This window comes from Ectothiorhodospira variabilis (assembly GCF_022227625.1).
Taxonomy (GTDB): Bacteria; Pseudomonadota; Gammaproteobacteria; order Ectothiorhodospirales; family Ectothiorhodospiraceae; genus Ectothiorhodospira; species Ectothiorhodospira haloalkaliphila.
This window is the reverse complement of the sequence record NZ_JAJNAO010000017.1, coordinates 19,906-43,397: the sequence shown is the minus strand read 5'-3', so window position 1 is coordinate 43,397 and position 23,492 is coordinate 19,906. Positions and strand designations below refer to the sequence as shown.

At 62.6% G+C, this 23,492-nt stretch carries 20 protein-coding genes and 4 tRNA genes; 18 read left to right on the top strand and 6 right to left on the bottom strand.

The window, feature by feature from the left end; translation table 11 throughout:
- Nucleotides 1–35 precede the first annotated feature (35 nt).
- The gene (locus LPW30_RS13810; RefSeq protein WP_025282876.1) at nucleotides 36–356 is read right to left on the bottom strand and encodes a nucleotidyltransferase family protein; all 321 of its coding nucleotides are present in this window, start codon (nucleotides 354–356) and stop codon (nucleotides 36–38) included.
- A gap of 78 nt (nucleotides 357–434) precedes the next feature.
- Complete coding sequence (locus tag LPW30_RS13805) at nucleotides 435–1,679, bottom strand: pyridoxal-dependent decarboxylase, exosortase A system-associated (RefSeq protein ID WP_025282877.1); 1,245 nt, start codon at nucleotides 1,677–1,679, stop codon at nucleotides 435–437.
- Nucleotides 1,680–1,976: 297 nt separating this feature from the next.
- On the opposite strand from LPW30_RS13805, the gene LPW30_RS13800 reads away from it, so the two are divergent.
- Both LPW30_RS13800 and LPW30_RS13795 read left to right on the top strand, forming a co-directional pair.
- Nucleotides 1,977–2,639, top strand: a complete 663-nt coding sequence (locus tag LPW30_RS13800) for a hypothetical protein (RefSeq protein ID WP_128571964.1) — start codon at nucleotides 1,977–1,979, stop codon at nucleotides 2,637–2,639.
- A gap of 66 nt (nucleotides 2,640–2,705) precedes the next feature.
- A complete protein-coding gene (locus LPW30_RS13795; protein ID WP_239681132.1) occupies nucleotides 2,706–3,314 on the top strand; it encodes an RES family NAD+ phosphorylase in 609 nt (202 codons plus the stop codon).
- 99 nt (nucleotides 3,315–3,413) lie between these two features.
- Here LPW30_RS13795 and LPW30_RS13790 read toward each other — a convergent pair whose 3' ends face one another.
- The gene (locus LPW30_RS13790) at nucleotides 3,414–5,000 is read right to left on the bottom strand and encodes an acyl-CoA ligase (AMP-forming), exosortase A system-associated (protein ID WP_238624303.1); all 1,587 of its coding nucleotides are present in this window, start codon (nucleotides 4,998–5,000) and stop codon (nucleotides 3,414–3,416) included.
- Nucleotides 5,001–5,083: 83 nt separating this feature from the next.
- Between LPW30_RS13790 and LPW30_RS13785 the strand changes: the two genes are divergently transcribed.
- The 3 genes from LPW30_RS13785 to LPW30_RS13775 all read left to right on the top strand — a co-directional run bounded on the left by LPW30_RS13785 (nucleotide 5,084) and on the right by LPW30_RS13775 (nucleotide 6,595).
- Complete coding sequence (locus tag LPW30_RS13785) at nucleotides 5,084–5,332, top strand: DUF4160 domain-containing protein (protein ID WP_084306883.1); 249 nt, start codon at nucleotides 5,084–5,086, stop codon at nucleotides 5,330–5,332.
- On the top strand, nucleotides 5,319–5,726 hold the full coding sequence (locus LPW30_RS13780; protein ID WP_025282242.1) for a DUF2442 domain-containing protein: 408 nt from the start codon (nucleotides 5,319–5,321) through the stop codon (nucleotides 5,724–5,726). Before LPW30_RS13785 ends, LPW30_RS13780 begins: the two co-directional genes overlap by 14 nt.
- Before the next feature lie 104 nt (nucleotides 5,727–5,830).
- Nucleotides 5,831–6,595, top strand: coding sequence for a S1C family serine protease (locus tag LPW30_RS13775; protein ID WP_420796528.1), 765 nt, complete (start codon nucleotides 5,831–5,833; stop codon nucleotides 6,593–6,595).
- Between the two features lie 138 nt (nucleotides 6,596–6,733).
- Here LPW30_RS13775 and LPW30_RS13770 read toward each other — a convergent pair whose 3' ends face one another.
- From LPW30_RS13770 to LPW30_RS13760, 3 genes are all read right to left on the bottom strand, one after another.
- The gene (locus tag LPW30_RS13770) at nucleotides 6,734–6,934 is read right to left on the bottom strand and encodes a hypothetical protein (protein ID WP_025282241.1); all 201 of its coding nucleotides are present in this window, start codon (nucleotides 6,932–6,934) and stop codon (nucleotides 6,734–6,736) included.
- A gap of 127 nt (nucleotides 6,935–7,061) precedes the next feature.
- Nucleotides 7,062–8,048: a UDP-glucose 4-epimerase GalE gene (gene galE / locus LPW30_RS13765; protein WP_239681131.1), complete on the bottom strand. Its 987-nt coding sequence runs from the start codon at nucleotides 8,046–8,048 to the stop codon at nucleotides 7,062–7,064.
- Nucleotides 8,049–8,053: 5 nt separating this feature from the next.
- Nucleotides 8,054–9,385, bottom strand: coding sequence for a UDP-glucose dehydrogenase family protein (locus LPW30_RS13760; RefSeq protein ID WP_025282239.1), 1,332 nt, complete (start codon nucleotides 9,383–9,385; stop codon nucleotides 8,054–8,056).
- A 143-nt stretch (nucleotides 9,386–9,528) separates the two neighbouring features.
- Here LPW30_RS13760 and LPW30_RS13755 point away from each other — a divergent pair.
- From LPW30_RS13755 to rpoC, 13 genes are all read left to right on the top strand, one after another.
- Nucleotides 9,529–9,613, top strand: a tRNA-Tyr gene (locus tag LPW30_RS13755).
- Between the two features lie 192 nt (nucleotides 9,614–9,805).
- Nucleotides 9,806–9,879: transfer RNA gene (locus LPW30_RS13750), tRNA-Gly, on the top strand.
- A gap of 46 nt (nucleotides 9,880–9,925) precedes the next feature.
- A tRNA-Thr gene (locus LPW30_RS13745) sits at nucleotides 9,926–10,001 on the top strand.
- 65 nt (nucleotides 10,002–10,066) lie between these two features.
- On the top strand, nucleotides 10,067–11,257 hold the full coding sequence (gene tuf / locus LPW30_RS13740; RefSeq protein ID WP_026623654.1) for an elongation factor Tu: 1,191 nt from the start codon (nucleotides 10,067–10,069) through the stop codon (nucleotides 11,255–11,257).
- Nucleotides 11,258–11,379: 122 nt separating this feature from the next.
- Nucleotides 11,380–11,455 (top strand) — tRNA-Trp (locus LPW30_RS13735).
- A 42-nt stretch (nucleotides 11,456–11,497) separates the two neighbouring features.
- Nucleotides 11,498–11,869 (top strand): preprotein translocase subunit SecE, encoded by a 372-nt coding sequence (gene secE, locus LPW30_RS13730; RefSeq protein WP_025282238.1) that lies wholly within the window; start codon nucleotides 11,498–11,500, stop codon nucleotides 11,867–11,869.
- A 17-nt stretch (nucleotides 11,870–11,886) separates the two neighbouring features.
- Entirely contained in the window at nucleotides 11,887–12,420 is a 534-nt protein-coding gene (gene nusG, locus LPW30_RS13725) for a transcription termination/antitermination protein NusG (RefSeq protein WP_025282237.1), read from the top strand.
- 141 nt (nucleotides 12,421–12,561) lie between these two features.
- A complete protein-coding gene (gene rplK / locus LPW30_RS13720) occupies nucleotides 12,562–12,993 on the top strand; it encodes a 50S ribosomal protein L11 (protein ID WP_025282236.1) in 432 nt (143 codons plus the stop codon).
- A gap of 1 nt (nucleotide 12,994) precedes the next feature.
- The gene (gene rplA / locus LPW30_RS13715; RefSeq protein ID WP_025282235.1) at nucleotides 12,995–13,690 is read left to right on the top strand and encodes a 50S ribosomal protein L1; all 696 of its coding nucleotides are present in this window, start codon (nucleotides 12,995–12,997) and stop codon (nucleotides 13,688–13,690) included.
- A gap of 364 nt (nucleotides 13,691–14,054) precedes the next feature.
- Complete coding sequence (gene rplJ, locus LPW30_RS13710; protein WP_025282234.1) at nucleotides 14,055–14,579, top strand: 50S ribosomal protein L10; 525 nt, start codon at nucleotides 14,055–14,057, stop codon at nucleotides 14,577–14,579.
- A 48-nt stretch (nucleotides 14,580–14,627) separates the two neighbouring features.
- On the top strand, nucleotides 14,628–15,005 hold the full coding sequence (gene rplL, locus LPW30_RS13705; RefSeq protein WP_025282233.1) for a 50S ribosomal protein L7/L12: 378 nt from the start codon (nucleotides 14,628–14,630) through the stop codon (nucleotides 15,003–15,005).
- 149 nt (nucleotides 15,006–15,154) lie between these two features.
- Entirely contained in the window at nucleotides 15,155–19,237 is a 4,083-nt protein-coding gene (gene rpoB / locus LPW30_RS13700; protein ID WP_025282232.1) for a DNA-directed RNA polymerase subunit beta, read from the top strand.
- A gap of 1 nt (nucleotide 19,238) precedes the next feature.
- On the top strand, nucleotides 19,239–23,486 hold the full coding sequence (gene rpoC, locus LPW30_RS13695; RefSeq protein WP_238624299.1) for a DNA-directed RNA polymerase subunit beta': 4,248 nt from the start codon (nucleotides 19,239–19,241) through the stop codon (nucleotides 23,484–23,486).
- Nucleotides 23,487–23,492: the final 6 nt, after the last annotated feature.

Below are 23,492 nucleotides of genomic sequence, written 5' to 3'. Positions count from 1 at the left end.
TCAGGTGGTGGCGTTTGAGGTGGAGACGGCGTGAGTCAGGGCCTCTGGATGACCACGCTTTGGCGCCGGATGATGTCGCGAAAGCGTTCGTCGGTACTGGCCCAGTCGACGATGTCCACCTTCCAGGGGAGGTCGGAGTCGGCGAAGGCGTCGGTGAGTTCGGTAAGCTGGCTCAGGGTGAGTGGCCGATCGGTCATGATGGCCAGGTCCAGGTCGGAGTAGGGTTTGGGCTTGCCGGTCGCTCGGGAGCCGAAGGCGCGCACCTGGTATTCAGAGGCGTGTTTCTGGAGGATGTCCTGGACGATGGCCCAGTGAGAGGCCGCCATATGAACGGGTGGATCAGCGGTTGCGGGCATCCAGTTGCTCCAGCAGGTGCCGTGCATCATGGATGAATGCCCGCGTGCCTTGGAAAACCTCCCGGGCCTTTTCCTCACTCACACCAGCACTTCCACTGCCGCCGGGTGCCCCAGGAATTTCTCCGGGCTGGCGGTGAGGCCGTAGGCGCCGGACTGGTAGATGACCACCAGGTCGCCGGGCTGAGCGGGGGGAAGCTCCATGCGGTCGGCCAGCAGGTCCAGCGGGGTGCACAGGGGGCCGACCACGGAGGCGGTCTCCCGGGGGGTGTCTTCCATGCGGGTGCCGATGGCCACCGGGTAGTTCTTGCGGATGATCTGGCCGAAGTTGCCGGAGGCGGACAGGTGCTGGTGCAGGCCGCCGTCGGTGACCAGGAAGGGGTGGCCGCGGGAGATCTTGCGGTCCAGAACGCGGCAGACGTACAGGCCCGCTTCGCCCACCAGATAGCGCCCCAGTTCGATGACGATCTCGGTGTGGGGCAGTTTGACGGCGGCCTCTTCGACGATGGCCTTGAGGTTGTCGCCCACGGGGGCGATGTCCAGGGGCTGTTCGCCGGGGAAGTAGGGGATGCCAAATCCCCCTCCCAGGTTGAGGAACTTGACGGGGCCGGGGGCGTCTTCGGCCAGTCGCAGGGCCAGGTCGAAGCACTGGCGCTGGGCCTCGATGATGGAGTCTGCCTTGAGGTTCTGGGAGCCAGCGAAGAGGTGAAAGCCCTCGAAGGCCAGCTGGGCGTCGCCGATGCGGGCCAGCAGTTTCGGCACCTGTTCGGCATCCACGCCGAATTGTTTGGGGCCGCCGCCCATTTTCATGCCGGAACTCTTGAGCTCGAAGTCGGGATTCACGCGCACGGCCACTCGGGCAGGCAGGCCCAGTTCCTGAGCGGCCTTCGCCAGGATGTCCACTTCGCGGAAGGATTCAATATTCACCAGGATGCCGGCGGCCACGGCCTGGCGCAGTTCGTTGTCCTGTTTGCCGGGGCCGGCGAAGCTGATCTCGGCGGGGTCGGCACCGGCGTCCAGGGCCACTTTCAGTTCGCCTGCGGAGGCCACGTCGATGCCATCCACCAGGCCGGCCATGTGGCCCACCAGGGCGGGCATGGGGTTGGCCTTCATGGCGTAGTGCAGTTTGATGGTCGGCGGCAGGTGTTCCCGCAGGTGTGCCACGCGCCGGGTCAGCAGGGCGCGGTCGTAGGCGTAGAAGGGAGTTCGGCCTACGCGGGCAGCGATGCGGCTAAGGGGCTGGCCACCGATGAGCAGTTCGCCGTTGGCGGCGGGGAACTGGGTCATGGGGGTGTGGGTGGGTTTGGATGATTTGGGCGTGTCCATGATCCCGAATGGTCTCAGTATGGCTTGGACGGGGCAAGCGCTTTATCCATGCACTCTGGCTATGGGCTGTATTCCCCCGCCAGGCTCTTGCGATCGAGTTTGCCGTAAGTGACCGCCGGCGCGTCGGGCGTGCGGTGGGCGGAGGTCTGCAGGAGCTGGTGGAGTAGGTAGGTGTTGTCCACGGGGTGTTTATAACCGATGGGCGGGGGAATGTCAGTGGTGCAGGATTGTTTGGTGGGTTGCTCATGATGTGCGGTGCTATACTCGTCACGTATGCAACCTTCAGGTAAGCTAACGATGAGCAGGACCGAGATGATGCCGGATCAGGTGCAGCGGGCGGTCGAATTGCTGGAGAGTCTCCCTGAGCCTTATCAGGGTACGGCTGTCTCGCTTTTGACCCGGCTGGTGGATGACCTTTCGGCGGTGCCGGAGAAACGCGCCCGCCAGGTGTTCGCCGCGCTGGAGAAGCCGGGCATGACGGACTCGGAGGTGTTTGCGAAGGTGGCTGAGTTGTCCTTCGTCGGTCGCCAGCGTTCGCCCACCTTGCAGGAGAGCCTTCAGCTGAGTCACACGCGCTCGCTGCACCAACTGGATCGGTTGATGAGTGAGGCCGGGGGCAGTTGCGGCCTTCCGAAGGCGTGTGAGTTGCTGGGAGGTATTTCCCGTCAGGCCCTGGAAGGTCGCATTGAGCGGGGTACCATCCTCTGGGCGCGAATCGGTGGGGAGCGCAGGTTCCCCCTGGCCCAGTTCGATATCACCAGATCTCGCGTCCATCCTGGCGTTCGGGAAGTGCTCGGGGAGTTGCGCCATGTGGTGAGTCCCGTGGGGCAGTTGGTGTTCTTTCTGGCGCCGAAGCCAGCCCTGGACGGTCGGCGGCCCATCGATCTGGTTCGAACCGGTGATCGCATGGATGAGGTGAAGCGGGCGGCGCGTTTGTATCTGGAGCAGTCCGGGATCTGAGTGCGGCGACCCGCCATGCCTCGTCCCCCGCTACGTTTCCCTTGGGAATGTCACTGGACTGCTCCGGTGCCGACCTGTTATCCAGCGGGTAGCCTGTTTTATCGCGTGCAGGACGCCGATTTTGACGACCCTTTTCATTTTGGGCGTGATCCCGAGGGAGATCACCGCTGGAATCCCTCTCAGGATGCGCGTCCTCAGTACGGAGTGCTGTATGCAGGGACGACGCCCGAGGCTGCGATTGTAGAAACCTTGCTCCACGACGAGGGTGGCGGGGTAATTGGGTTGAGTGACCTCAAGCAGCGTTCCCTTTGGACCTTTTCCACGGGGAAGCCGCTCTGCCTTGTGGATCTCGCCGGGCCGGCCTTGAAGCGATTGAGGCATGACGGCAAGTTGCTCGTGACCGATCAACTGGATTACCCCCGCGCCTGGTCCCATGCGCTCCACGAGGCCTTGCCTGGTGTGCATGGGCTGCTGTTTCCCGCCCGTCCGGCGCCGGAGTATCGATCTGTGGCCTTGTTTGAGAGGAGTGCCGATCGGGTCGGGTGCCAGTCATCTCACGAGGTTTCACGGATCAGATTGCTCGACTGGGTGGATCCGCGCACCGGGCGGAACATCATCGACTGGTTGTGGGATTTTGGGGTCACGGTTCATGATGATGGCGTGGGCCTTTGGTAGAGGATGAAGCGCCCGTCAGGGCGTGGGAGGTTTGGGATGCGTGCGCTGAGTCGGGTGGGTCTGCTGGGTGTGGCGCTTCGATGAATTTCCACAGGTGTTTCAAGCGATGTACTGCCCCGCCAGGGTCTTGCGGTCCAGTTTGCCGTTGGGGTTTCGTGGCAGGGGGCCCTCGTGGATGTGGATGCTGGCCGGGACCATGTAGGCGGGCATGCGGGTTTTGCATTCACTCAGTAGGGCCTGGGTGTCCACCGGGCTGCCTTCCGGGGCGGTGACCACCACGGCGATGCTCTGGCCCAGGGTGTCGTCGGGGACGCCGAAGGCCACGCACTCGCCCACCTGGCGGGTGGCATAGAGGATTTCTTCCACCTCGGTGGGGCTCACCCGGTAGCCGGAGGTCTTGATCATCTCGTCGCGCCGACCGATGAAATAGAGATACCCTTCTTCGTCGTATTTGACCGTGTCGCCGGAGAAGACGGCAATCTCGGGCAGGACAAGGCCGGACTGGCGGCCGGGGGCCAGGGCCGGCAGGGGCTTGAAGTGGTGGGCGGTCTTGTCGGGATCGTTCCAGTAGCCCTGGGCCACCAGGGCGCCGCGCTGCACCAGTTCGCCGGGTTCGTGGGGGGCACAGGGGCTGCCGTCTTCGCGCAGCACCAGGACTTCGGCGTTGGGGATGGCCTTGCCGATGGAATCGGGGCGGTTGTCCACTTCTTCCGGGGGCAGGTAGGTGGCGCGGAAGGCTTCGGTGAGGCCATACATCAGATAAGGGCGTGTACGCGGCAGGTGTTCGCGCAGGCGGTTGAGGGTTTCGCGGGGCATGCGTCCCCCGGTGTTGGCGATGTAGCGCAGGTGCGCGTCGATGCCTTCGGGCCATTCCAGTTGGGTGAGCTGGATCCACAGGGGGGGCACGGCGGTGAGGCCGGTGATCCTCTCCCGGGCGAGGGTCTTGATCACGTCCCGGGGCAGCAGATAGTTGAGCAGCACGACGCGGGCGCCGCTGTGGAAGGCGGTGGTCAGTTGCGAGAACCCGGCGTCGAAGGACAGGGGCAGGGCGGCCAGCAGGCTGTCGTCGGCGCGGTTTTCCAGGTACTGGGCCACGCTCTTGGCGCCCATGACCATGTTGCGATGGGAGAGCACCACGCCCTTGGGGCCGCCGGTGCTGCCGGAGGTGTAGAGGATGGCGGCGATGTCGGTGTCGATGACGCGCGGTGGTGGGGCTGCGGGAGCGTCGGTCAGCGATGCCCAGCCATGAACGGCGGCTCCGGGGAGGGTGTGTTCGTCCGCGGGGGTGTCGGTAAGGATGATATGGCGCAGGTCGTGGCAGTGTTCCAGGGCTTCCTTCAGGGCATTGAAGCGGGCCGGGGAGGTGACCAGTACGCGCACGTTGCAGTGTCGCAGGATGTAGGCCACCTGGTCGGCTTTGAGCACCGGGTTGACGGGGACGAATACCCCGCCGGCGGCGCTGGTGCCAAAGATGGCACTCACCGTTTCCAGCCGCTTTTCCAGGAAGATGCCCACCCGTTCGCCCCGTTCCAGCCCCAGGGCCTGAAGGCCATGGGCGAAGCTTTGTGCCGCCTGGTTGGCGGTGGCGTAGTCCTGCGTGTGTTTGCCGTAGGTGACCGCCGGCGCGTCGGGCGTGCGGTGGGCGGAGGCCTGCAGGAGCTGGTGGAGGAGGTAGGTGTTGTCCATGGGGTGTTTATAACCGATGGGCGGGGGGTGTGTCAGCGTGTGGCTTAAATCCTATCCGCTTAGGTTTATGCTAGTCTTGGCGTATGCCCACCGTCTTGCGTTTTGATGGTCTACGAGTTGTGATTTATCCGGCGGACCACAGGCCTGCCCATGTGCACGTCATCGGCTCTCAGGGAGAGGCCGTGTTCGTGCTTGGGTGCTCGGGTGGTTATACAGAGCTGAGGGAAAATCATGGTTTTCCCGGCCATGAGGTCAGGCGTATCAGCAAGGTACTGGATCAGCACAAAGAGGCCCTGTGTGGCCAGTGGAGGCAAATTCATGGTGATGACTGACCAGGACATCGAGCAGGCCAACGGCAGGATGACCGCGCTTCGGCAGACCGGTCATGCCGTGATGGCCCGCTACGACGAACAGCGCGATCGAGTCATTGTTTCACTGCAAACTGGCGTCGAAATCACTTTCCCCCCGCATTTGGCCGAGGGATTGTCCGGCGCGACGGCGGAGGCGTTGAGTGAGATAGAGATTACTCCGTCCGGTTTGGGGCTGCATTGGCCCCGATTGGACGCGGATGTCTATGTGCCTTCCATCCTGCAAGGCGTATTCGGATCCCGTCGGTGGATGGCTCAGCAGTTAGGGGCGCAGGGGGGAAAGGCCCGCACGGATCGCAAAGCCAGCACTTCAAGGGAAAACGGAAAGCTTGGTGGGCGGCCCCGTAAACATGCTTGAAGACTCGGAGCTCAGCGTGTGGAGAGGCTTCAGGTCGTTTCGTTAAGCAGACGGACATTTGCCCGTCAGGGCGTGGGAGGTTTGGGATGCGTGCGTTGAGTCGGATGGGTGTGCTGGGTGTGTTGTTCTGGACGCTGTGGTGGGTGCCGCTGGCGTCGGTGGGGGCTTCAGAGCTGGCGGATACCATCGAGAAGATCAAGCCGTCGGTGGTGGGGGTGGGGACGTTTCAGCCCACGCGCTCGCCCCGGGCGCAGTTGCTGGGTACCGGGTTCGTGGTGGGGGATGGGCGGCATGTGATCACCAATGATCATGTGATTCCGCACATGCTGGATTCTGAAAATCGGGAGCATCTGGCCATCTTCATTCCCGGGCGGGGGGATTCGGGAGAGATGCGCCAGGCGCGGCGGGTGGCCTCCGATCCCCTGCGGGATCTGACCTTGCTGCGCTTTGAGGGGCGCGGGTTGCCGGCGCTGCGAGTGGGGGATTCCGACCGGTTGCGAGAGGGTGAGACCGTGGCCTTGACCGGTTTTCCCATTGGTGCGGTGCTGGGGCTGGTGCCGGCGACCCACACGGGGATTGTTTCGGCCATCACGCCCATTGCCATGCCCGTGCGTTCCACCCAGAACCTGGATCCGGCGATGATTCGGCGGTTGCGGGATCCTTACACCGTGTTTCAGCTGGATGCCACGGCCTACCCCGGGAACAGCGGCAGTCCTCTGTATCGGCCGCAGACGGGTGAGGTGATCGGGGTGCTGAATATGGTGTTCGTGAAGGAGGGGCGTGAGCGGGCGCTGGATCGGCCCAGTGGGATCAGTTATGCCATCCCGGGGAATTATGTGCGGGAGTTGTTGCGGGAGGCGGGGCTTTAACGTGCCCGTTCGCTGGCAGGCCAGCTCCCACAGGAGTTGCCATGACGAGGGGCGCCCCTGTGGGAGCTGGCCTGCCAGCGAGGGCGGCGGAGCGCGACCACATTGCCGGCTTGTGGCATGCGCCCGCCCGCGAACGGCTCAGAACGAGCGCATCACCAGCACCTGCACCTTGAACAGCACGGCCGCCACCATGAGGGCAACGCCGCCGGTGAGGACCACCAGGAGTTCCAGACCCATCAAATAGTATTCGCCCATGAACCAGGTGCCGCCCACGGCGGCGCAGACGATGAGGCCGGCCAGCCCGATGAGGGTGCCCAGGATGTTGAGAAGTGTATCCATGGTGTGGTTATCCCCGTTATTGGTTGTTGGTGTCGTGGCTATGGTAGGGGCTTTTCGTGAGGCAGGCCCGCTCTCGCAAGCGGGGAATGGGGAAAAGCTGACTCAGGTCAGTCACCAGGGCATGGGATTATCGGTCGGCCAGTTTGCGCTCCCATTCCAGTGAGGTGCGCACGATGAATTCCAGGTCGTCGTGTTTGGGTTCCCAGCCCAGTACCGCGCGGATGCGCTCGGCGGCGGCCACCAGGCTTGGGGGGTCGCCGGCGCGGCGGGGCTCTTCGCGGATGTCCAGGGGCTTGCCGTTGAGCCGTTGCACCGTATCCAGCGCCTGGCGCACGCTCAGGCCGTGGCCGTAGCCCACGTTGAAGGTGTCGGAGGCGCCGCCGCCGCGCAGGTAATCCAGGGCCTTGAGATGGGCGGCGGCCAGATCCGTCACGTGGATGTAGTCGCGCACGCCGGTGCCATCGGGGGTGGGATAGTCGGTGCCGAACACGGAGATATGAGAACGCTTGCCCACCGCCGCCTCGCAGGCCACCTTGATGAGCAGGGTGGCCTTTTCCGTGGACTGGCCGATGCGCCCTTCCGGGTCGGAGCCGGCCACGTTGAAGTAGCGCAGCGCTACATGACGCATCGGGCTGGCGGTGGACAGGTCCCTGAGCATCCATTCGCTCATGAGTTTCGAGGTGCCGTAGGGGTTGATGGGGGCGTTGGGGGTGTCTTCCCGGGCGACGCCGTCGGTGGGGATGCCGTAGACGGCGGCGGTGGAGGAGAAGACGAAGTGCTTGATGCCGGCCTCCTGGCAGCATTGCAGAAGGTTGCGGGTGCCGCAGGTGTTGTTGCGGTAGTACTTGAGTGGGTCGGCCACGGATTCCGGCACGATGGTGTGGGCGGCAAAGTGCATCACCGTGTCGATGTCGTGTTCGCGCAGCAGGCTGGACACCAGGGGGGTGTCGGCCATGTCGCCGATGATGAGGTCGGACTGGATGACGGACTCGGCAAAGCCGGTGGAGAGGTTGTCCAGGACAACGACGCGCTCACCGGCCTCGGCAAGCATGAGGGCCACGTGGGCGCCGATGTAGCCGGCGCCGCCGGTGACGAGGATGCCTTTTTTTTCCATGTGGTTCAGCCCTTTCTCCCGCGCCCGATGGCATAGTAAGCAAACCCCATGTCTTCCATGTGCTTGGGCTCGTACAGGTTGCGGCCGTCGAAGATGGCCGGTTCCTTGAGCTGCTTGCGGATCAACTCGAAATCCGGGCTGCGGAAGACATTCCATTCGGTGACGATGGCCAGGGCGTCGGCGCCTTCCAGGGTTTGCTCGTGGTGATCGCACAGCACCAGGTCATCGCGCTGGCCATAGATGCGGGTGCATTCTTCCATGGCCACCGGGTCGTGGGCGCGCACCCGGGCGCCGGCGGCCCACAGGGCCTCCATGAGCATGCGGCTGGAGGCCTCGCGCATGTCGTCGGTGTTGGGCTTGAAGGCCAGGCCCCACAGGGCGATGGTGCGACCCTTGAGGTCGCCGTTGAAGTGGGTGTGGATCTTCTGGAACAGGCGCTCTTTCTGGCGTTCGTTCACGTCCTCCACGGCGGTGAGCAGTTGGGCCTTGAAACCCACCTGGCGGGCAGTGCGCTCCAGGGCCTTCACGTCCTTGGGGAAGCACGAGCCGCCATAGCCGCAGCCGGGGTAGATGAAGTGGTAGCCAATGCGTGGGTCGGAGCCGATCCCCTGGCGCACGTGCTCGATGTCGGCGTCCAGGGCCTCGGCCAGGTTGGCCAGCTCGTTCATGAAGCTGATCTTGGTGGCCAGCATGGCGTTGGCGGCGTACTTGGTCAGCTCTGCGGAGCGGATGTCCATGACCATGACCCGGTCATGATTGCGGTTGAAGGGGCCGTAGAGCGCACGCATCAACTCGCCGGTGCGTGGGTTGTCGGTGCCGACGATGATGCGGTCGGGCTTCATGAAGTCATCCACCGCGGCGCCTTCCTTGAGGAATTCCGGATTGGAAACCACGTCGAAGTCGATCTGCGCGTTGCGACCCTGCAGGGTGGTGGCCATGGCCTCGTGCACCTTGTCGGAGGTGCCGACGGGGACGGTGGATTTGGTCACCACGGTGCGGTATTCATCCATATGCTCGGCCACGGTGCGGGCCACCGCCAGCACATGACTCAGGTCCGCGGAGCCGTCCTCGTCCGGGGGGGTGCCCACGGCGATGAACTGGAACAGGCCGTGACGTACGCCCTCGGCGGCGTCGGTGGTGAATGCCAGGCGGCCTGACTGCACGTTATCGGCCACCATGTCCTCCAGGCCCGGCTCGTAGATGGGGATCTCGCCCCGGTTGAGGCGGGCGATCTTGTCCTGATCGATGTCCACGCACAGGACCTGGTTGCCCACTTCCGCCAGGCAGGCGCCCGTAACCAGGCCCACGTAGCCGGATCCGTAGATGGTGACCTTCATTGGTGTGAAATCCTCTGGTTCGTTCCGAGATGGTGGATGGTTGTCAGCCCGGGATCGTAGCAAAAGCCCGTGTCATGATCATTAAGCGCAAAAGGTGGTTGACAGGCGGGGGCTGGATAAGAATAATACCGGCCTTCGCATCTGGAGGGGTTCCCGAGCGGTCAAAGGGGGCAGACTGTAAATCTGCTGGCTCAGCCTTCGAAGGTTCGAATCCTTCCCCCTCCACCAGATTCAGTACGGCGTCGATCACGGCCCACAGCAAGGGTTTTCCTCGGCGGCGTTGCAATGTAGCGGTTTTGGGTTTTGAGCGTTATGCTTGCAGGGTTGGCTTCCCGGGCCCCATCGCATCGGCTGGTTGGCCGGGGGCTGAGCGGCCAGGTTCGGATGGCTCAGGGTAGCGCATCCGGGGCGGCGGTTTTTGCGGGTGTAGTTCAACGGTAGAACCTCAGCCTTCCAAGCTGATGATGTGGGTTCGATTCCCATCACCCGCTCCAGTTCGAGTAGAAGTTTCGGCAGCGCTTGGCGCGCCTTTGTGTTTTTGCCCATGTAGCTCAGGCGGTAGAGCACTTCCTTGGTAAGGAAGAGGTCACCGGTTCAAGTCCGGTCATGGGCTCCATCTTTCAGTACAGTGCTGGGCTCTCAAGGCCCTGTTAAGTAGAACATCAGCCGGGGTGCTAGACCATGTCGAAGGAAAAGTTCGAGCGTAAAAAGCCGCACGTGAATGTGGGGACGATTGGTCACGTTGACCATGGCAAGACCACGCTGACGGCAGCACTGACGGTGTGCCAGGCCAAGAAGTTTGGTGGTGAGTCCCGTGCTTACGACCAGATTGATAATGCCCCGGAAGAGCGGGCCCGTGGTATCACCATTGCGACGGCGCACGTGGAATACGAGTCCGACGTGCGTCACTACGCCCACGTGGACTGCCCCGGTCACGCGGACTATGTGAAGAACATGATCACGGGTGCGGCGCAGATGGATGGCGCCATCCTGGTGGTGTCTGCGGCTGATGGCCCGATGCCCCAGACCCGTGAGCACATCCTGCTGGCCCGCCAGGTGGGCGTGCCGTGCATTGTGGTGTTCATGAACAAGGCCGACATGGTTGACGATCCGGAGCTGCTGGAACTGGTGGAGATGGAAGTCCGCGATCTGCTGTCCAGCTACGAGTTCCCTGGTGACGACACCCCGATCATCACCGGTTCCGCGCTGAAGGCGCTGGAAGGTGATACTTCCGAGATTGGCGTGCCGGCCATCGACAAGCTGATCGAGGCCCTGGACACCTACATTCCTGAGCCTGAGCGTGCCGTGGATGGTGCGTTCCTGATGCCTGTGGAAGACGTGTTCTCCATTTCCGGTCGTGGCACCGTGGTGACGGGCCGTATCGAGCGCGGCATCTGCAAGGTGGGCGACGAAGTGGCGATCGTGGGTATCCACGACACCAAGAAGACCACCGTGACCGGCGTTGAGATGTTCCGCAAGCTGCTGGATCAGGGTCAGGCGGGTGACAACGTGGGTGTTCTGCTGCGTGGTACCAAGCGTGACGAGGTCGAGCGTGGTCAGGTGCTGTGCAAGCCCGGTTCGATTACGCCGCACACCAAGTTTGAAGCTGAGGTGTACGTGCTGTCCAAGGATGAGGGTGGTCGTCACACCCCGTTCTTCAATGGCTATCGTCCGCAGTTCTATTTCCGGACCACTGACGTGACCGGTTCCTGTGATCTGCCTGAAGGTGTCGAGATGGTGATGCCGGGTGACAACGTCAAGATGACGGTGTCGCTGATTGCGCCGATCGCTATGGAAGACGGTCTGCGTTTTGCAATTCGCGAAGGTGGCCGTACCGTCGGCGCCGGCGTGGTTGCCAAGATCATCGAGTAAGTAGTTCACGACTCATGTCGTGCTGTAGGTGGTACCTGCGGGTGATTTGAAGAATTGAGGGGCTGCGCCTCTGGCGTTTGCCCCTCAGTCCCTGTATCCTCCCTCTCGTACCTGTTTGTTACAGGCCAGTAGCTCAATTGGCAGAGCAGCGGTCTCCAAAACCGCAGGTTGGGGGTTCAAGTCCCTCCTGGCCTGCCATTTCTAGCAACCCTTCAGGTTGCAATCGGGTCACTTTATCCCATGGCAGGTAAAGCGGAAGAAGTAGAAGGTGCCGGCTTCGACACCGTCAAACTGCTGGCGGCCGTCGGGCTGCTGGTGGCGGGCGTCACCGGCTTTTACTGGTTTGCGGATCAGTCCACCCTGCTGCGCGTGTTGGGCCTGCTGGCCTTCGCCGCCGTTTCGGTGGGTATCATTTTTACGACGGCCAAGGGTCGTACTCTGGCCGCCTTCCTGACGGATGCCCGCACGGAAGTGCGCAAGATGGTCTGGCCCTCGCGGACCGAGACCCTCCAGACCGCCCTGGTTGTTATTGCGATCACCATCCTGGTTGCGATCTTCCTGTGGCTGATCGACATGCTTCTCGGCTGGTCGATCCGTGAATTCATCCGTTGAGCGATTAGGAAGTCAAGATGGCCCTGCGTTGGTATGTCGTACATGCGTACTCCGGTTTTGAGAACCAGGTGAAGCGCTCCCTGCGGGAGCGGGTCAACCGGATGGGCATGGAAGACAAGTTCGGCGAGATCCTCGTGCCCACTGAAGAAGTGGTGGAGATGCGCGATGGGCAAAAGCGCAAGAGCGAGCGCAAGTTCTTTCCCGGCTATGTGCTGGTGCAGATGGAGATGGACGAGGACAGCTGGCACTTGGTCAAGAGTGTGCCCAAGGTCCTTGGTTTCATCGGTGCCAGTCAGGACAAGCCTTCCCCCATCACCGAAAAAGAGGCCGAAACCATTCTCCAGCGCATGCAGGAGGGGGTCGACAAGCCGCGCCCGAAGGTGTTGTTCGAGGCCGGCGAGGTGGTGCGTGTGACCGATGGTCCGTTCAACGACTTCAATGGCGTGGTGGAAGAGGTCAACTACGACAAGAGTCGTCTGCTGGTGGCTGTGCAGATCTTCGGTCGCTCCACGCCGGTGGAGCTTGAGTTCCATCAGGTGGAGAAGACCTGATCAGGCAATGATCGGGATGCTGGCAGGCGTGCCGGCGATCAAATCCTTGAATGGCGGCAAATCCCGGGCGTGACCCGGGATTTGCCGCTTTTCCCCAGGGGAGCCGAAAGGCGCTAATACCCATACTCAGGAGTTCATACCATGGCTAAGAAGATTGAAGCTTACATCAAGCTTCAGGTGGCGGCCGGCAAGGCCAATCCCAGTCCTCCGGTGGGCCCGGCGCTGGGTCAGCGCGGCGTGAATATCATGGAGTTCTGCAAGGCGTTCAACGCCCAGACGCAGGACGTGGAACCGGGTCTGCCGATTCCCGTGGTCATCACCGTGTATTCCGACCGCAGCTTCACCTTCATCACCAAGACGCCGCCCGCGGCCGTGTTGCTGAAGAAGGCTGCCGGTATCAAGAGCGGCTCCGCGACCCCCAACACCGCCAAGGTGGGCAAGGTCACGCGCGAGCAGGTGGAAGAGATCGCCAAGACCAAGTGGCCTGACCTGACCGCCGCCGATATGGATGCCGCTGTTCGCACCATCGCTGGAAGTGCCCGTGCCATGGGCCTTGACGTGGAGGGCCTCTAAGATGGCTAAACTGAGCAAGCGCATGCGGGCCATCCGCGAGAAAGTGGAGCCCGGCAAGTTCTATCCCCTGAATGACGCCCTGCAGATCCTCAAGGACACGGCTTCCGCCAAGTTCGCAGAGTCTGTGGATGTGAGCGTGAACCTGGGCGTTGACCCCCGTAAGTCCGACCAGGTGGTGCGTGGTTCCACCGTGCTGCCCAACGGCACCGGCAAGTCCGTGCGCGTGGCCGTGTTCACCCAGGGCGCCAACGCTGATGCCGCCCGGGAAGCCGGTGCCGATATCGTCGGCATGGACGACCTGGCCGAGCAGGTGAAGGCCGGCAATCTGGATTTCGATGTGGCCATCGCCAGCCCCGACGCCATGCGCGTGGTGGGTCAGTTGGGTCAGATCCTGGGCCCGCGCGGTCTGATGCCGAACCCCAAGGTCGGCACCGTGAGCACCGATGTGGCCACGGCGGTGAAGAATGCCAAGGCAGGTCAGGTGCGTTACCGCACGGACAAGGCCGGTATCATTCATTGCACCATTGGCAAGGTGGGCTTTGAGCCTCAGGCGCTGGAGGAAAACCTCAATGCGCTGTTGAGCGATCTGCAAAAGGCCAAGCCGTCTGCTGCCAAGGGTGTGTACATGAAGAAGGTGACGGTCTCCACCACCATGGGCCCGGGTGTTCCCGTGGACCAGGGAAGCCTGTCCATCTGATGAATGAAGCCCCTCCCCCGCCAGCGGGACAGGGGTTGGGGTGAGGGTGGAGATGGGAAGGTGCCCGTCGCCCTCATCCCCGGCCCTTCTCCCCTCAGGGAGAAGGGAGCAACAAGATCAAGTAGGTTTGGGTAGGACTGCCGGCGGTTGCCGGCATCCGTCCAAGACCGCAGGTGTGCCGGGGAGGCCTGGCACTTAATGGGACAACGGTCTCGCCTGCGCAGACGGTGTCTCCCGATTCAGGTTCTTCCTGCTGAGGGTACGCCGTGAAAGGGGTCGGGGAATTTTTCCTCGGCTTTATCACACAGCGTCGGAGGCGTAGTGAAGCCCCCGTCGTCAGACAGGAGGTAGGTAATCCGTGGCACTGAATCTCGAAGACAAGAAAGCGATTGTCTCTGAGGTCGCCGCGGTGGCCGCTCAAGCACATTCGGCTGTGGCTGCCGAATACCGTGGACTGTCCGTTGCGGAGATGACCGAACTGCGCCAGAAGGCGCGGGACACCGGTGTCTACCTGCGGGTGGTGAAGAACTCCCTGGCCCGCCGTGCGGTTCAGGGGACCGATTTCGAGTGCATGCAGGAAGGTATGGTGGGTCCGCTCATCATCGCTTTCTCCCAGGAAGATCCTGGTGCAGCCGCTCGTCTGGTCAAGGACTTCTCCAAGGACCACAAGAAGCTTGAGTGCAAGATGGTGTCCGTGAGCGGGCAATTGCTGGGACCGGCGGAACTTGAACGCCTGGCCAGCATGCCGACCCGCGATCAGGCCATCAGCATGCTCATGGCGACGATGAAAGCCCCGCTCGACAAGTTTGCTCGCACTGTCAATGAAGTGCCTGGCAAGCTGGTTCGTACCGTGGCCGCCATCCGGGACCAGAAGCAGGCCGCCGCCTGACCCAATATTGAACTGAATCGGGTATTGCACCCTCTTAGGAGTTAAATCATGGCAGTTTCGAAAGAAGACATCCTGGAAAGCATTGGCAACATGACTGTCCTGGAGATCGTTGACCTGATCTCCGCGATGGAAGAGAAGTTCGGCGTTTCCGCCGCAGCCGCCGTCGCTGCTGCTCCGGCCGCCGCTGCCGCTGGCGAAGCCGCTGAAGAAGTCAAGGATGAGTTCGACGTGGTGATGTCCAGCTTCGGCTCCAACAAGGTTGGCGTGATCAAGGTCGTGCGCGGCCTCACCGGCCTGGGCCTGAAGGAAGCCAAGGACATGGTGGAATCCGCTCCGGCCACCATCAAGGAAGGTGCCAACAAGGACGACGCCGAGAAGATGAAGAAGGAACTGGAAGAAGCCGGCGCCACTGTCGAACTGAAATAAGGCGTTGGTCTGGTCCTTTGTTGAAAGACCAGGTCCTGTCAGTACAGGGGCTGGCGGTGATGCACCGCCGGCCTCTTTCTGCTTGTCCCAGCTCACCGGTTCGTGTGAGTGGCGTGTCGATTCTGTCGATTCTAGTGTGAGGAATCACAATGGCTTATAGCTACACCGAGAAAAAGCGAATCCGCAAGGACTTCGGCAAACGGCCCCAGATCCTTGAGGTCCCCTATCTGTTGGCCACGCAGATTGATTCCTATCGGCAGTTCCTCCAGATGCGCGACCCCGAGGCCGGGCGCGAGGAGGTGGGTCTGCACGCCGCTTTCAAGTCGGTCTTTCCGATTGTGAGCTATTCCGGCTCCGTGGAGCTGGAGTATGTCAGCTACCGGTTGGGCGACCCCGTGTTCGACGTCAAGGAATGTCAGCTGCGGGGCATGAATTATGCCGCGCCCCTGCGTGTGCTGCTGCGCCTGGTGATTTACGACAAGGATGCCCCGGCGGGCTCCCGTGTCGTCAAGGACATCAAGGAGCAGGAAGTCTACATGGGTGAACTGCCGCTCATGACCGAGAACGGCACCTTCGTGGTGAACGGTACCGAGCGCGTGATCGTGTCTCAGTTGCACCGTTCCCCCGGTGTGTTCTTTGACCATGACAAGGGCAAGACCCACAGTTCCGGCAAGCTCCTGTTCAATGCCCGGGTGATCCCGTATCGCGGGTCCTGGCTGGACTTCGAGTTTGACCCCAAGGATTCCATTTACGTGCGCATCGACCGCCGCCGCAAGCTGCCGGCTACGGTGCTGTTGCGTGCGCTGGGTCTGGAGACGGAGGAGATTCTTTCCACCTTCTTCGAGACCACCGAATACCGCGTGCTCACCGACGGCTTCGAGATGGAGCTGGTGCCCGCGCGTCTGCGCGGTGAAACCGCCGCATTCGATATCCATCTGGGCGATGATTTGCTGGTGGAGTCGGGTCGTCGCATCACGGCTCGCCATGTGCGCAAGATGGAGGAGGCCGGCCTCAACTCCCTGCAGGTGCCGGCCGATTCCCTGATTGGCAAGATTCTGGCTCATGCTGTGGTGGACGAGGACAGTGGCGAGGTGATCGCCAATGCCAACGAGGAACTCACCGCCGATCTGCTGGAGAAGGTGCGCCGCTCCGGCATGAAGAGCTTCCGCACGCTCTACACCAACGAGCTGGATCATGGCCCGTACATCTCCAGCACCCTGAACATCGATACCACCCGCTCCCAGCTGGAAGCGCAGGTGGAAATCTATCGCATGATGCGCCCTGGCGAGCCGCCCACCAAGGAAGCGGCCGAGACCCTGTTCAACAATCTGTTCTTCAGCGAGGATCGTTACGATCTGTCGCCCGTGGGCCGCATGAAGTTCAACCGCCGAGTGGGCCGGGAGGAAGAGACCGGGCCGGGCGTGCTGAACAACGAGGATATCCTGGATGTGCTCAAGGTGCTCATCGACATCCGCAACGGCAACGGTCATGTGGATGATATCGATCACCTGGGTAATCGTCGTGTGCGCAGTGTGGGCGAGATGGCGGAGAACGTCTTCCGCGTTGGCCTGGTGCGCGTGGAGCGGGCCGTGAAGGAGCGCCTGAGCGTGGCGGAGAGCGAGGGCCTGATGCCCCAGGAACTCATCAACGCCAAGCCCGTGGCGGCGGCGGTGAAGGAGTTCTTCGGTTCCAGCCAGCTGTCCCAGTTCATGGATCAGAACAACCCGCTCTCCGAGGTGACTCACAAGCGTCGTATCTCGGCCCTGGGACCGGGTGGCCTCACCCGTGAGCGTGCCGGCTTCGAGGTGCGCGACGTGCACCCGACCCACTATGGTCGGGTCTGCCCCATCGAGACGCCGGAAGGTCCGAACATCGGTCTGATCAACTCCCTGGCCGTGTACGCCCGCACCAATCGCTTCGGGTTCCTGGAGACCCCGTACCGACGCGTGGTGGACGGCAAGGTGACCGAGGAGATCCTGTTCCTGTCGGCCATCGAGGAAGGCAACTATGTGATCGCCCAGGCCAACGTGGCCCTGGATGAGGAAGGCCGTCTGGTGGACGAACTGGTGTCCTGTCGTTACCAGAACGAGTTCACCATGTCGACGCCGGACAAGATCCAGTGCGTGGACATCTCGCCCAAGCAGATCGTCTCGGTGGCGGCAGCGCTGATCCCGTTCCTGGAACACGATGACGCCAACCGCGCCCTCATGGGTTCCAACATGCAGCGCCAGGCCGTGCCCTGCCTGCGTGCCGAGACCCCGGTGGTGGGTACCGGCATCGAGCGCACCGTGGCCATCGACTCCGGCTCCTCCATCGTCGCCCGCCGTGGCGGTGTGGTGGACTCCGTGGACGCCGCGCGCGTGGTGGTGCGCGTCAACGATGACGAGACCGAGGCCGGCGAGCCGGGTGTGGATATCTACAACTTCACCAAGTACACCCGTTCCAACCAGAACACCTGCATCAACCAGAGTCCGCTGGTGCGCGTGGGCGACACCATCGCCCGCGGCGACGTGCTGGCCGACGGGTCCTCCACGGATCTGGGTGAACTGGCCCTGGGTCAGAACATGCTGGTGGCCTTCATGCCCTGGAACGGCTACAACTTCGAGGACTCCATCCTCATCTCCGAGCGGGTGGTGGAAGAGGATCGCTTTACCTCCATCCATATCGAGGAGCTGACCTGCGTGGCCCGGGATACCAAGCTGGGTCCGGAAGAGATCAGTGCCGATATTCCCAACGTGTCGGAGAGCCTGCTGTCCAAGCTGGATGAGTCCGGCATCGTGTACGTGGGCGCTGAGGTGAATCCGGGCGATATCCTGGTGGGCAAGGTCACGCCCAAGGGTGAAACCCAGCTCACCCCCGAGGAAAAGCTGCTGAGAGCCATCTTCGGTGAAAAGGCTTCGGACGTGAAGGACACCAGTCTGCGCGTTGCGTCCGGTATCGATGGCACGGTCATCGATGTGCGCGTCTTCACCCGTGACGGTGTGGAGAAGGACAAGCGGGCCCTGCAGATCGAAGAGGCCGCCCTGGAGTCGGTGCGCAAGGACCTGAAGGACCAGCTGCGCATCTACGAGGACGACATCTACGATCGCGTGGAGAAACTGCTCAGCGGCAAGCTGGCCGCGGGTGGTCCCGGTGGTCTGAAGGATGGCGTCAAGGTGACCCGTTCCTACCTGGGGGAGTTGCCCCGGGAGAAGTGGTTCGAGATCCGCATGCGCAGCGAAGAGGTGAACGAGCAGCTGGAGCTGATGGCCGATGCCCTCAAGGCCCAGCATGATGCCTTCGAAAAGCGCTTCAAGGAGCAGAAGGACAAGCTCACCGCCGGTGATGATCTGGCACCGGGCGTGCTCAAGATGGTCAAGGTATATGTGGCCGTGAAGCGTCGCATGCAGCCGGGTGACAAGATGGCGGGTCGTCACGGTAACAAGGGTGTGGTCTCCATGATCGTGCCCACCGAGGACATGCCCTTCACCGAGGACGGCACCCCTATGGATATCGTCCTCAACCCCCTGGGTGTGCCGTCTCGCATGAACGTGGGTCAGGTGCTGGAAACCCACCTGGGCTGGGCTGCCAAGGGTCTGGGCAAGAAGATCGGCCAAATGGTGGAGGCCAAGGCGAAGGTGGACGAGCTGCGCCAGTTCCTGGATCAGATGTACAACCATGATCCGGACAACCGCAAGGAAGACCTGTCCCAGCTGAGCGATGAAGAGATCCTGGAGCTGGCGGGCAACCTGAAGAATGGTGTGCCCATGGCAACGCCGGTGTTCGATGGTGCCCATGAGCATGAGATCAAGGCCATGCTCAAGCTGGCGGATCTGCCCGAGTCGGGTCAGGCCACGCTGTTTGACGGGCGCACGGGCGAGTCTTTTGATCGCCCGGTGACCGTGGGTTACATGCACATCCTCAAGCTCAACCACCTGGTGGATGACAAGATGCATGCCCGTTCCACAGGCCCCTACAGCCTGGTGACCCAGCAGCCGCTGGGTGGCAAGGCGCAGTTTGGTGGTCAGCGTTTCGGTGAGATGGAAGTCTGGGCGCTGCAGGCCTATGGCGCCGCTTACACCCTGCAGGAAATGCTCACTGTGAAGTCCGACGATGTTCAGGGACGCAACAAGATGTACAAGAACATTGTCGATGGCGATCACCGGATGGAGGCGAACATCCCTGAGTCCTTCAATGTGCTCATGAAGGAGATCCGTTCGCTGGCCATCAATATCGAACTGGAGCAGGACTGATATGAAAGATCTTCTCAATCTCTTCAAGCAGCAGGGCCAGGTGGAGGAGTTCGACGCCATCCGGATCGCGCTGGCATCGCCGGAGATGATCCGGTCCTGGTCGTTCGGCGAGGTGAAGAAGCCGGAGACCATCAATTACCGCACTTTCAAGCCGGAGCGGGATGGCCTGTTCTGCGCCAAGATCTTTGGTCCCATCAAGGACTACGAGTGCCTGTGCGGCAAGTACAAGCGCCTCAAGCACCGCGGCGTGGTGTGCGAGAAGTGCGGCGTGGAAGTGACCCAGACCAAAGTGCGCCGCGAGCGCATGGGCCACATCGAGCTGGCCAGCCCGGTGGCGCATATCTGGTTCCTCAAGAGCCTGCCCTCCCGCATCGGTCTGCTCATGGACATGACCCTGCGCGATATCGAGCGGGTGCTGTACTTCGAGGCCTTTGTGGTGGTGGATCCGGGGATGACCACCCTGGAGCGCAATCAGCTGCTCAGCGATGAGCAGTACCTGGAGGCCATCGAGGAGCATGGGGATGAGTTCGACGCCCGCATGGGCGCCGAGGCCGTGTTCGAGCTGCTGCGTTCCATCGACCTGCAGGCCGAGGCCACCCGCATGCGCACGGAAGTGCGCGAGACCAACTCCGACACCAAGATCAAGCGTCTGGCCAAGCGCCTGAAGCTGATCGAGTCGTTCCTGGAGTCGGGCAACAAGCCGGAGTGGATGATCCTGGAAGTGCTGCCGGTGCTGCCGCCGGATCTGCGCCCCCTGGTGCCCCTGGATGGTGGCCGCTTCGCCACTTCCGACCTGAACGATCTGTACCGCCGGGTGATCAACCGCAACAACCGCCTCAAGCGGCTGCTGGAACTGAACGCCCCGGACATCATCGTGCGCAACGAAAAGCGCATGCTGCAGGAGTCCGTGGACGCGCTGCTGGACAACGGTCGTCGCGGTCGTGCCATCACCGGCACCAACAAGCGCCCGCTGAAGTCCCTGGCCGACATGATCAAGGGCAAGCAGGGCCGTTTCCGGCAGAACCTGCTGGGCAAGCGCGTGGACTACTCGGGCCGTTCGGTCATCGTGGTGGGTCCCACCCTGCGCCTGCACCAGTGCGGTCTGCCCAAGAAGATGGCCCTGGAGCTGTTCAAGCCCTTCATCTTCGGCAAGCTGCACCGTCGCGGTCTGGCCACCACCATCAAGGCGGCCAAGAAGCTGGTGGAGCGGGAAGGTCCGGAGGTCTGGGATATCCTGGATGAGGTGATCCGCGAACACCCGGTCATGCTCAACCGGGCGCCCACGCTGCACCGTCTGGGCATCCAGGCGTTTGAGCCGGTGCTCATCGAGGGCAAGGCCATCCAGCTGCACCCGCTGGTGTGTGCCGCCTTCAACGCCGACTTCGATGGCGACCAGATGGCCGTGCACGTGCCCCTGTCGCTGGAGGCGCAGCTGGAAGCCCGCGCCCTGATGATGTCCACCAACAACATCCTGTCCCCGGCCAATGGCGAGCCCATCATCGTGCCGTCCCAGGACATCGTGCTGGGCCTGTATTACATGTCCCGCGAGCGCATCAACGCCAAGGGCGAGGGCATGCGCTTCTCCGACGTGGACGAGGTGCATCGCGCCTATGAGAACGGCTGCGTGGACATTCACGCCAGGGTGCAGGTGCGTATCCGCGAGGTGACGGTCAACGAGGCCGGTGAACATGAGGAATCCTTCACCCGCTATGACACCACCGTGGGTCGGTCCTTGCTATCGCTGATCCTGCCCCCGGGCATGCCCTTCGAACTGGTGAACCGTGACCTGTCCAAGAAAGCCATCTCGGGCCTGATCAACGCCTGCTACCGTCGTGTGGGGCTGAAGGAAACGGTGATCTTCGCTGACCAGCTGATGTACACCGGCTTCAAGTACTCCACCCGGGGCGGCGTATCGTTCGGTATCAACGACATGGTCATCCCCGACGAGAAGGTGGGGATCCTGGCCGCGGCGGAGGCCCAGGTGAAGGACATCGAGGAGCAGTATTCCTCGGGTCTGGTGACCAAGGGTGAGCGCTACAACAAGGTGGTGGATATCTGGTCGCACACCAACGATCAGGTTTCCAAGGCCATGATGGAAAAACTGGGCAGCGACGAGGTGGTGGATGCCGAGGGCAACACCCAGCGTCAGCCCTCGTTCAACTCCATCTTCATGATGGCCGATTCCGGCGCACGTGGTTCCGCCGCCCAGATCCGTCAGCTGGCGGGGATGCGCGGCCTGATGGCCAAGCCGGACGGTTCCATCATCGAGACACCCATCACGGCGAATTTCCGTGAGGGGCTGAACGTGCTGCAGTACTTCATCTCCACCCACGGTGCACGTAAGGGTCTGGCGGACACCGCACTCAAGACCGCCAACTCCGGTTATCTGACCCGCCGCCTGGTGGACGTCTCTCAGGACCTGGTGGTCACGGAGGAGGACTGCGGTACCGAAGAGGGTATCGTCATGAAGCCCATCATCGAAGGGGGTGATGTGGTCGAGCCGCTGCGCGAGCGGGTGCTGGGGCGCGTTACGGCCCTGGACGTGCTGGCCCTGGACGGCTCGGTGATCATGCCCCGGGGTACGCTACTGGACGAGGCCCGGGTGGATGCCATGGAGGCGGCCGGCGTGGACGAGGTGGTGGTGCGTTCCGCCATCACCTGCGAGACCCGTCACGGGATTTGTGCCAAGTGCTACGGACGTGATCTGGCCCGCGGTCATCAGGTGAACATCGGCGAGGCGGTGGGGGTCATTGCGGCCCAGTCCATCGGTGAGCCGGGCACCCAGTTGACCATGCGTACCTTCCACATCGGGGGTGCCGCCAGCCGGACCGCTGCGGCCAGCAACATTGCCGTGAAGTCCAAGGGCTCCATCCGTCTGCACAACATCAAGACGGTGGAAAACAAGAACCAGAACCTGGTCGCAGTGTCCCGTTCCGGTGAGATCGGCGTGATCGATGAGGCCGGTCGTGAGCGCGAGCGCTACAAGCTGCCCTATGGTGCCGTGATTCTGGTAGGGGATGGCGAAGCGGTCGAGGCAGGTCAGGAAGTGGCCACCTGGGACCCCCATACCCACCCGATCATCACCGAGGTGGCCGGTACCATCCGCTTGCATGAGTTCACGGAGGGTGTGACGGTCAACAAGCAGGTGGACGAGGTGACCGGTCTGACCTCCACGGTGATCATTGATCCCAAGTCCCGGGGCTCTGCCGGCAAGGACCTGAGGCCTACCGTGAAGCTGGTGGGGCCCGACGGCCGGGATCTGTGCCTGGCGGGCACGGATATCCCCGCGCAGTATGTGCTGCCGGCCAATTCCATCGTGAACCTGGAGGATGGTGCCGCGGTGGAAGTGGGCGACGTGGTGGCACGTATTCCGCAGGAGTCCTCCAAGACCCGTGACATCACCGGTGGTCTGCCCCGGGTGGCCGACCTCTTTGAGGCCAGAAAGCCCAAGGAGCCAGCCATCCTGGCAGAGCGCTCCGGTACTGTCAGCTTCGGCAAGGACACCAAGGGCAAGCAGCGCCTGATCATCACCGAGGAGAAGACCGGTGAGAACCATGAGGAGCTGATTCCCAAGTGGCGTCAGGTGAGCGTGTTCGAGGGTGAGCATGTGGAGAAAGGGGAAGTGATCGCCGAGGGCGAACCCAATCCTCACGACATCCTGCGCCTGCTGGGCGTCACGCCTTTGGCCGAGTACATGGCCAAGGAGATCCAGGACGTGTACCGCCTGCAGGGCGTGAAGATCAACGACAAGCACATCGAGGTGATCATCCGCCAGATGCTGCGCAAGGTGGACATCACCTATCCTGGCGATGGGCGTTTCCTCACCGGCGAGCAGGTGGACCGTTCCCGGGTGCTGGAAGAGGTCGAGCGTCTGGGCCCCGACAAGCAGGCGCCGCTCTACGAGCGCGTGCTGCTGGGAATTACCAAGGCCTCGCTGGTGACGGAGTCCTTCATCTCCGCAGCCTCCTTCCAGGAGACCACGCGCGTGCTGACCGAGTCCGCCGTGCGCGGTGCGCGGGACGACTTGCGTGGCTTGAAGGAAAACGTCATCGTCGGTCGTCTGATCCCGGCGGGATCGGGGCTGGCGTATCACAAGGAACGCCGTCGCCGTCGCTACGGTGAAGGGCTGAACCTGGGGATGCCTTCGCCCAGCGAAGCCCCGGAGGAGACGCCGGCCGATCCGGAGGCCAGCACCTCGGAGACGGATCAGAATCCGCCGTCTTCCAGTGATCAGCCGTCGCAGGAATAACCACCA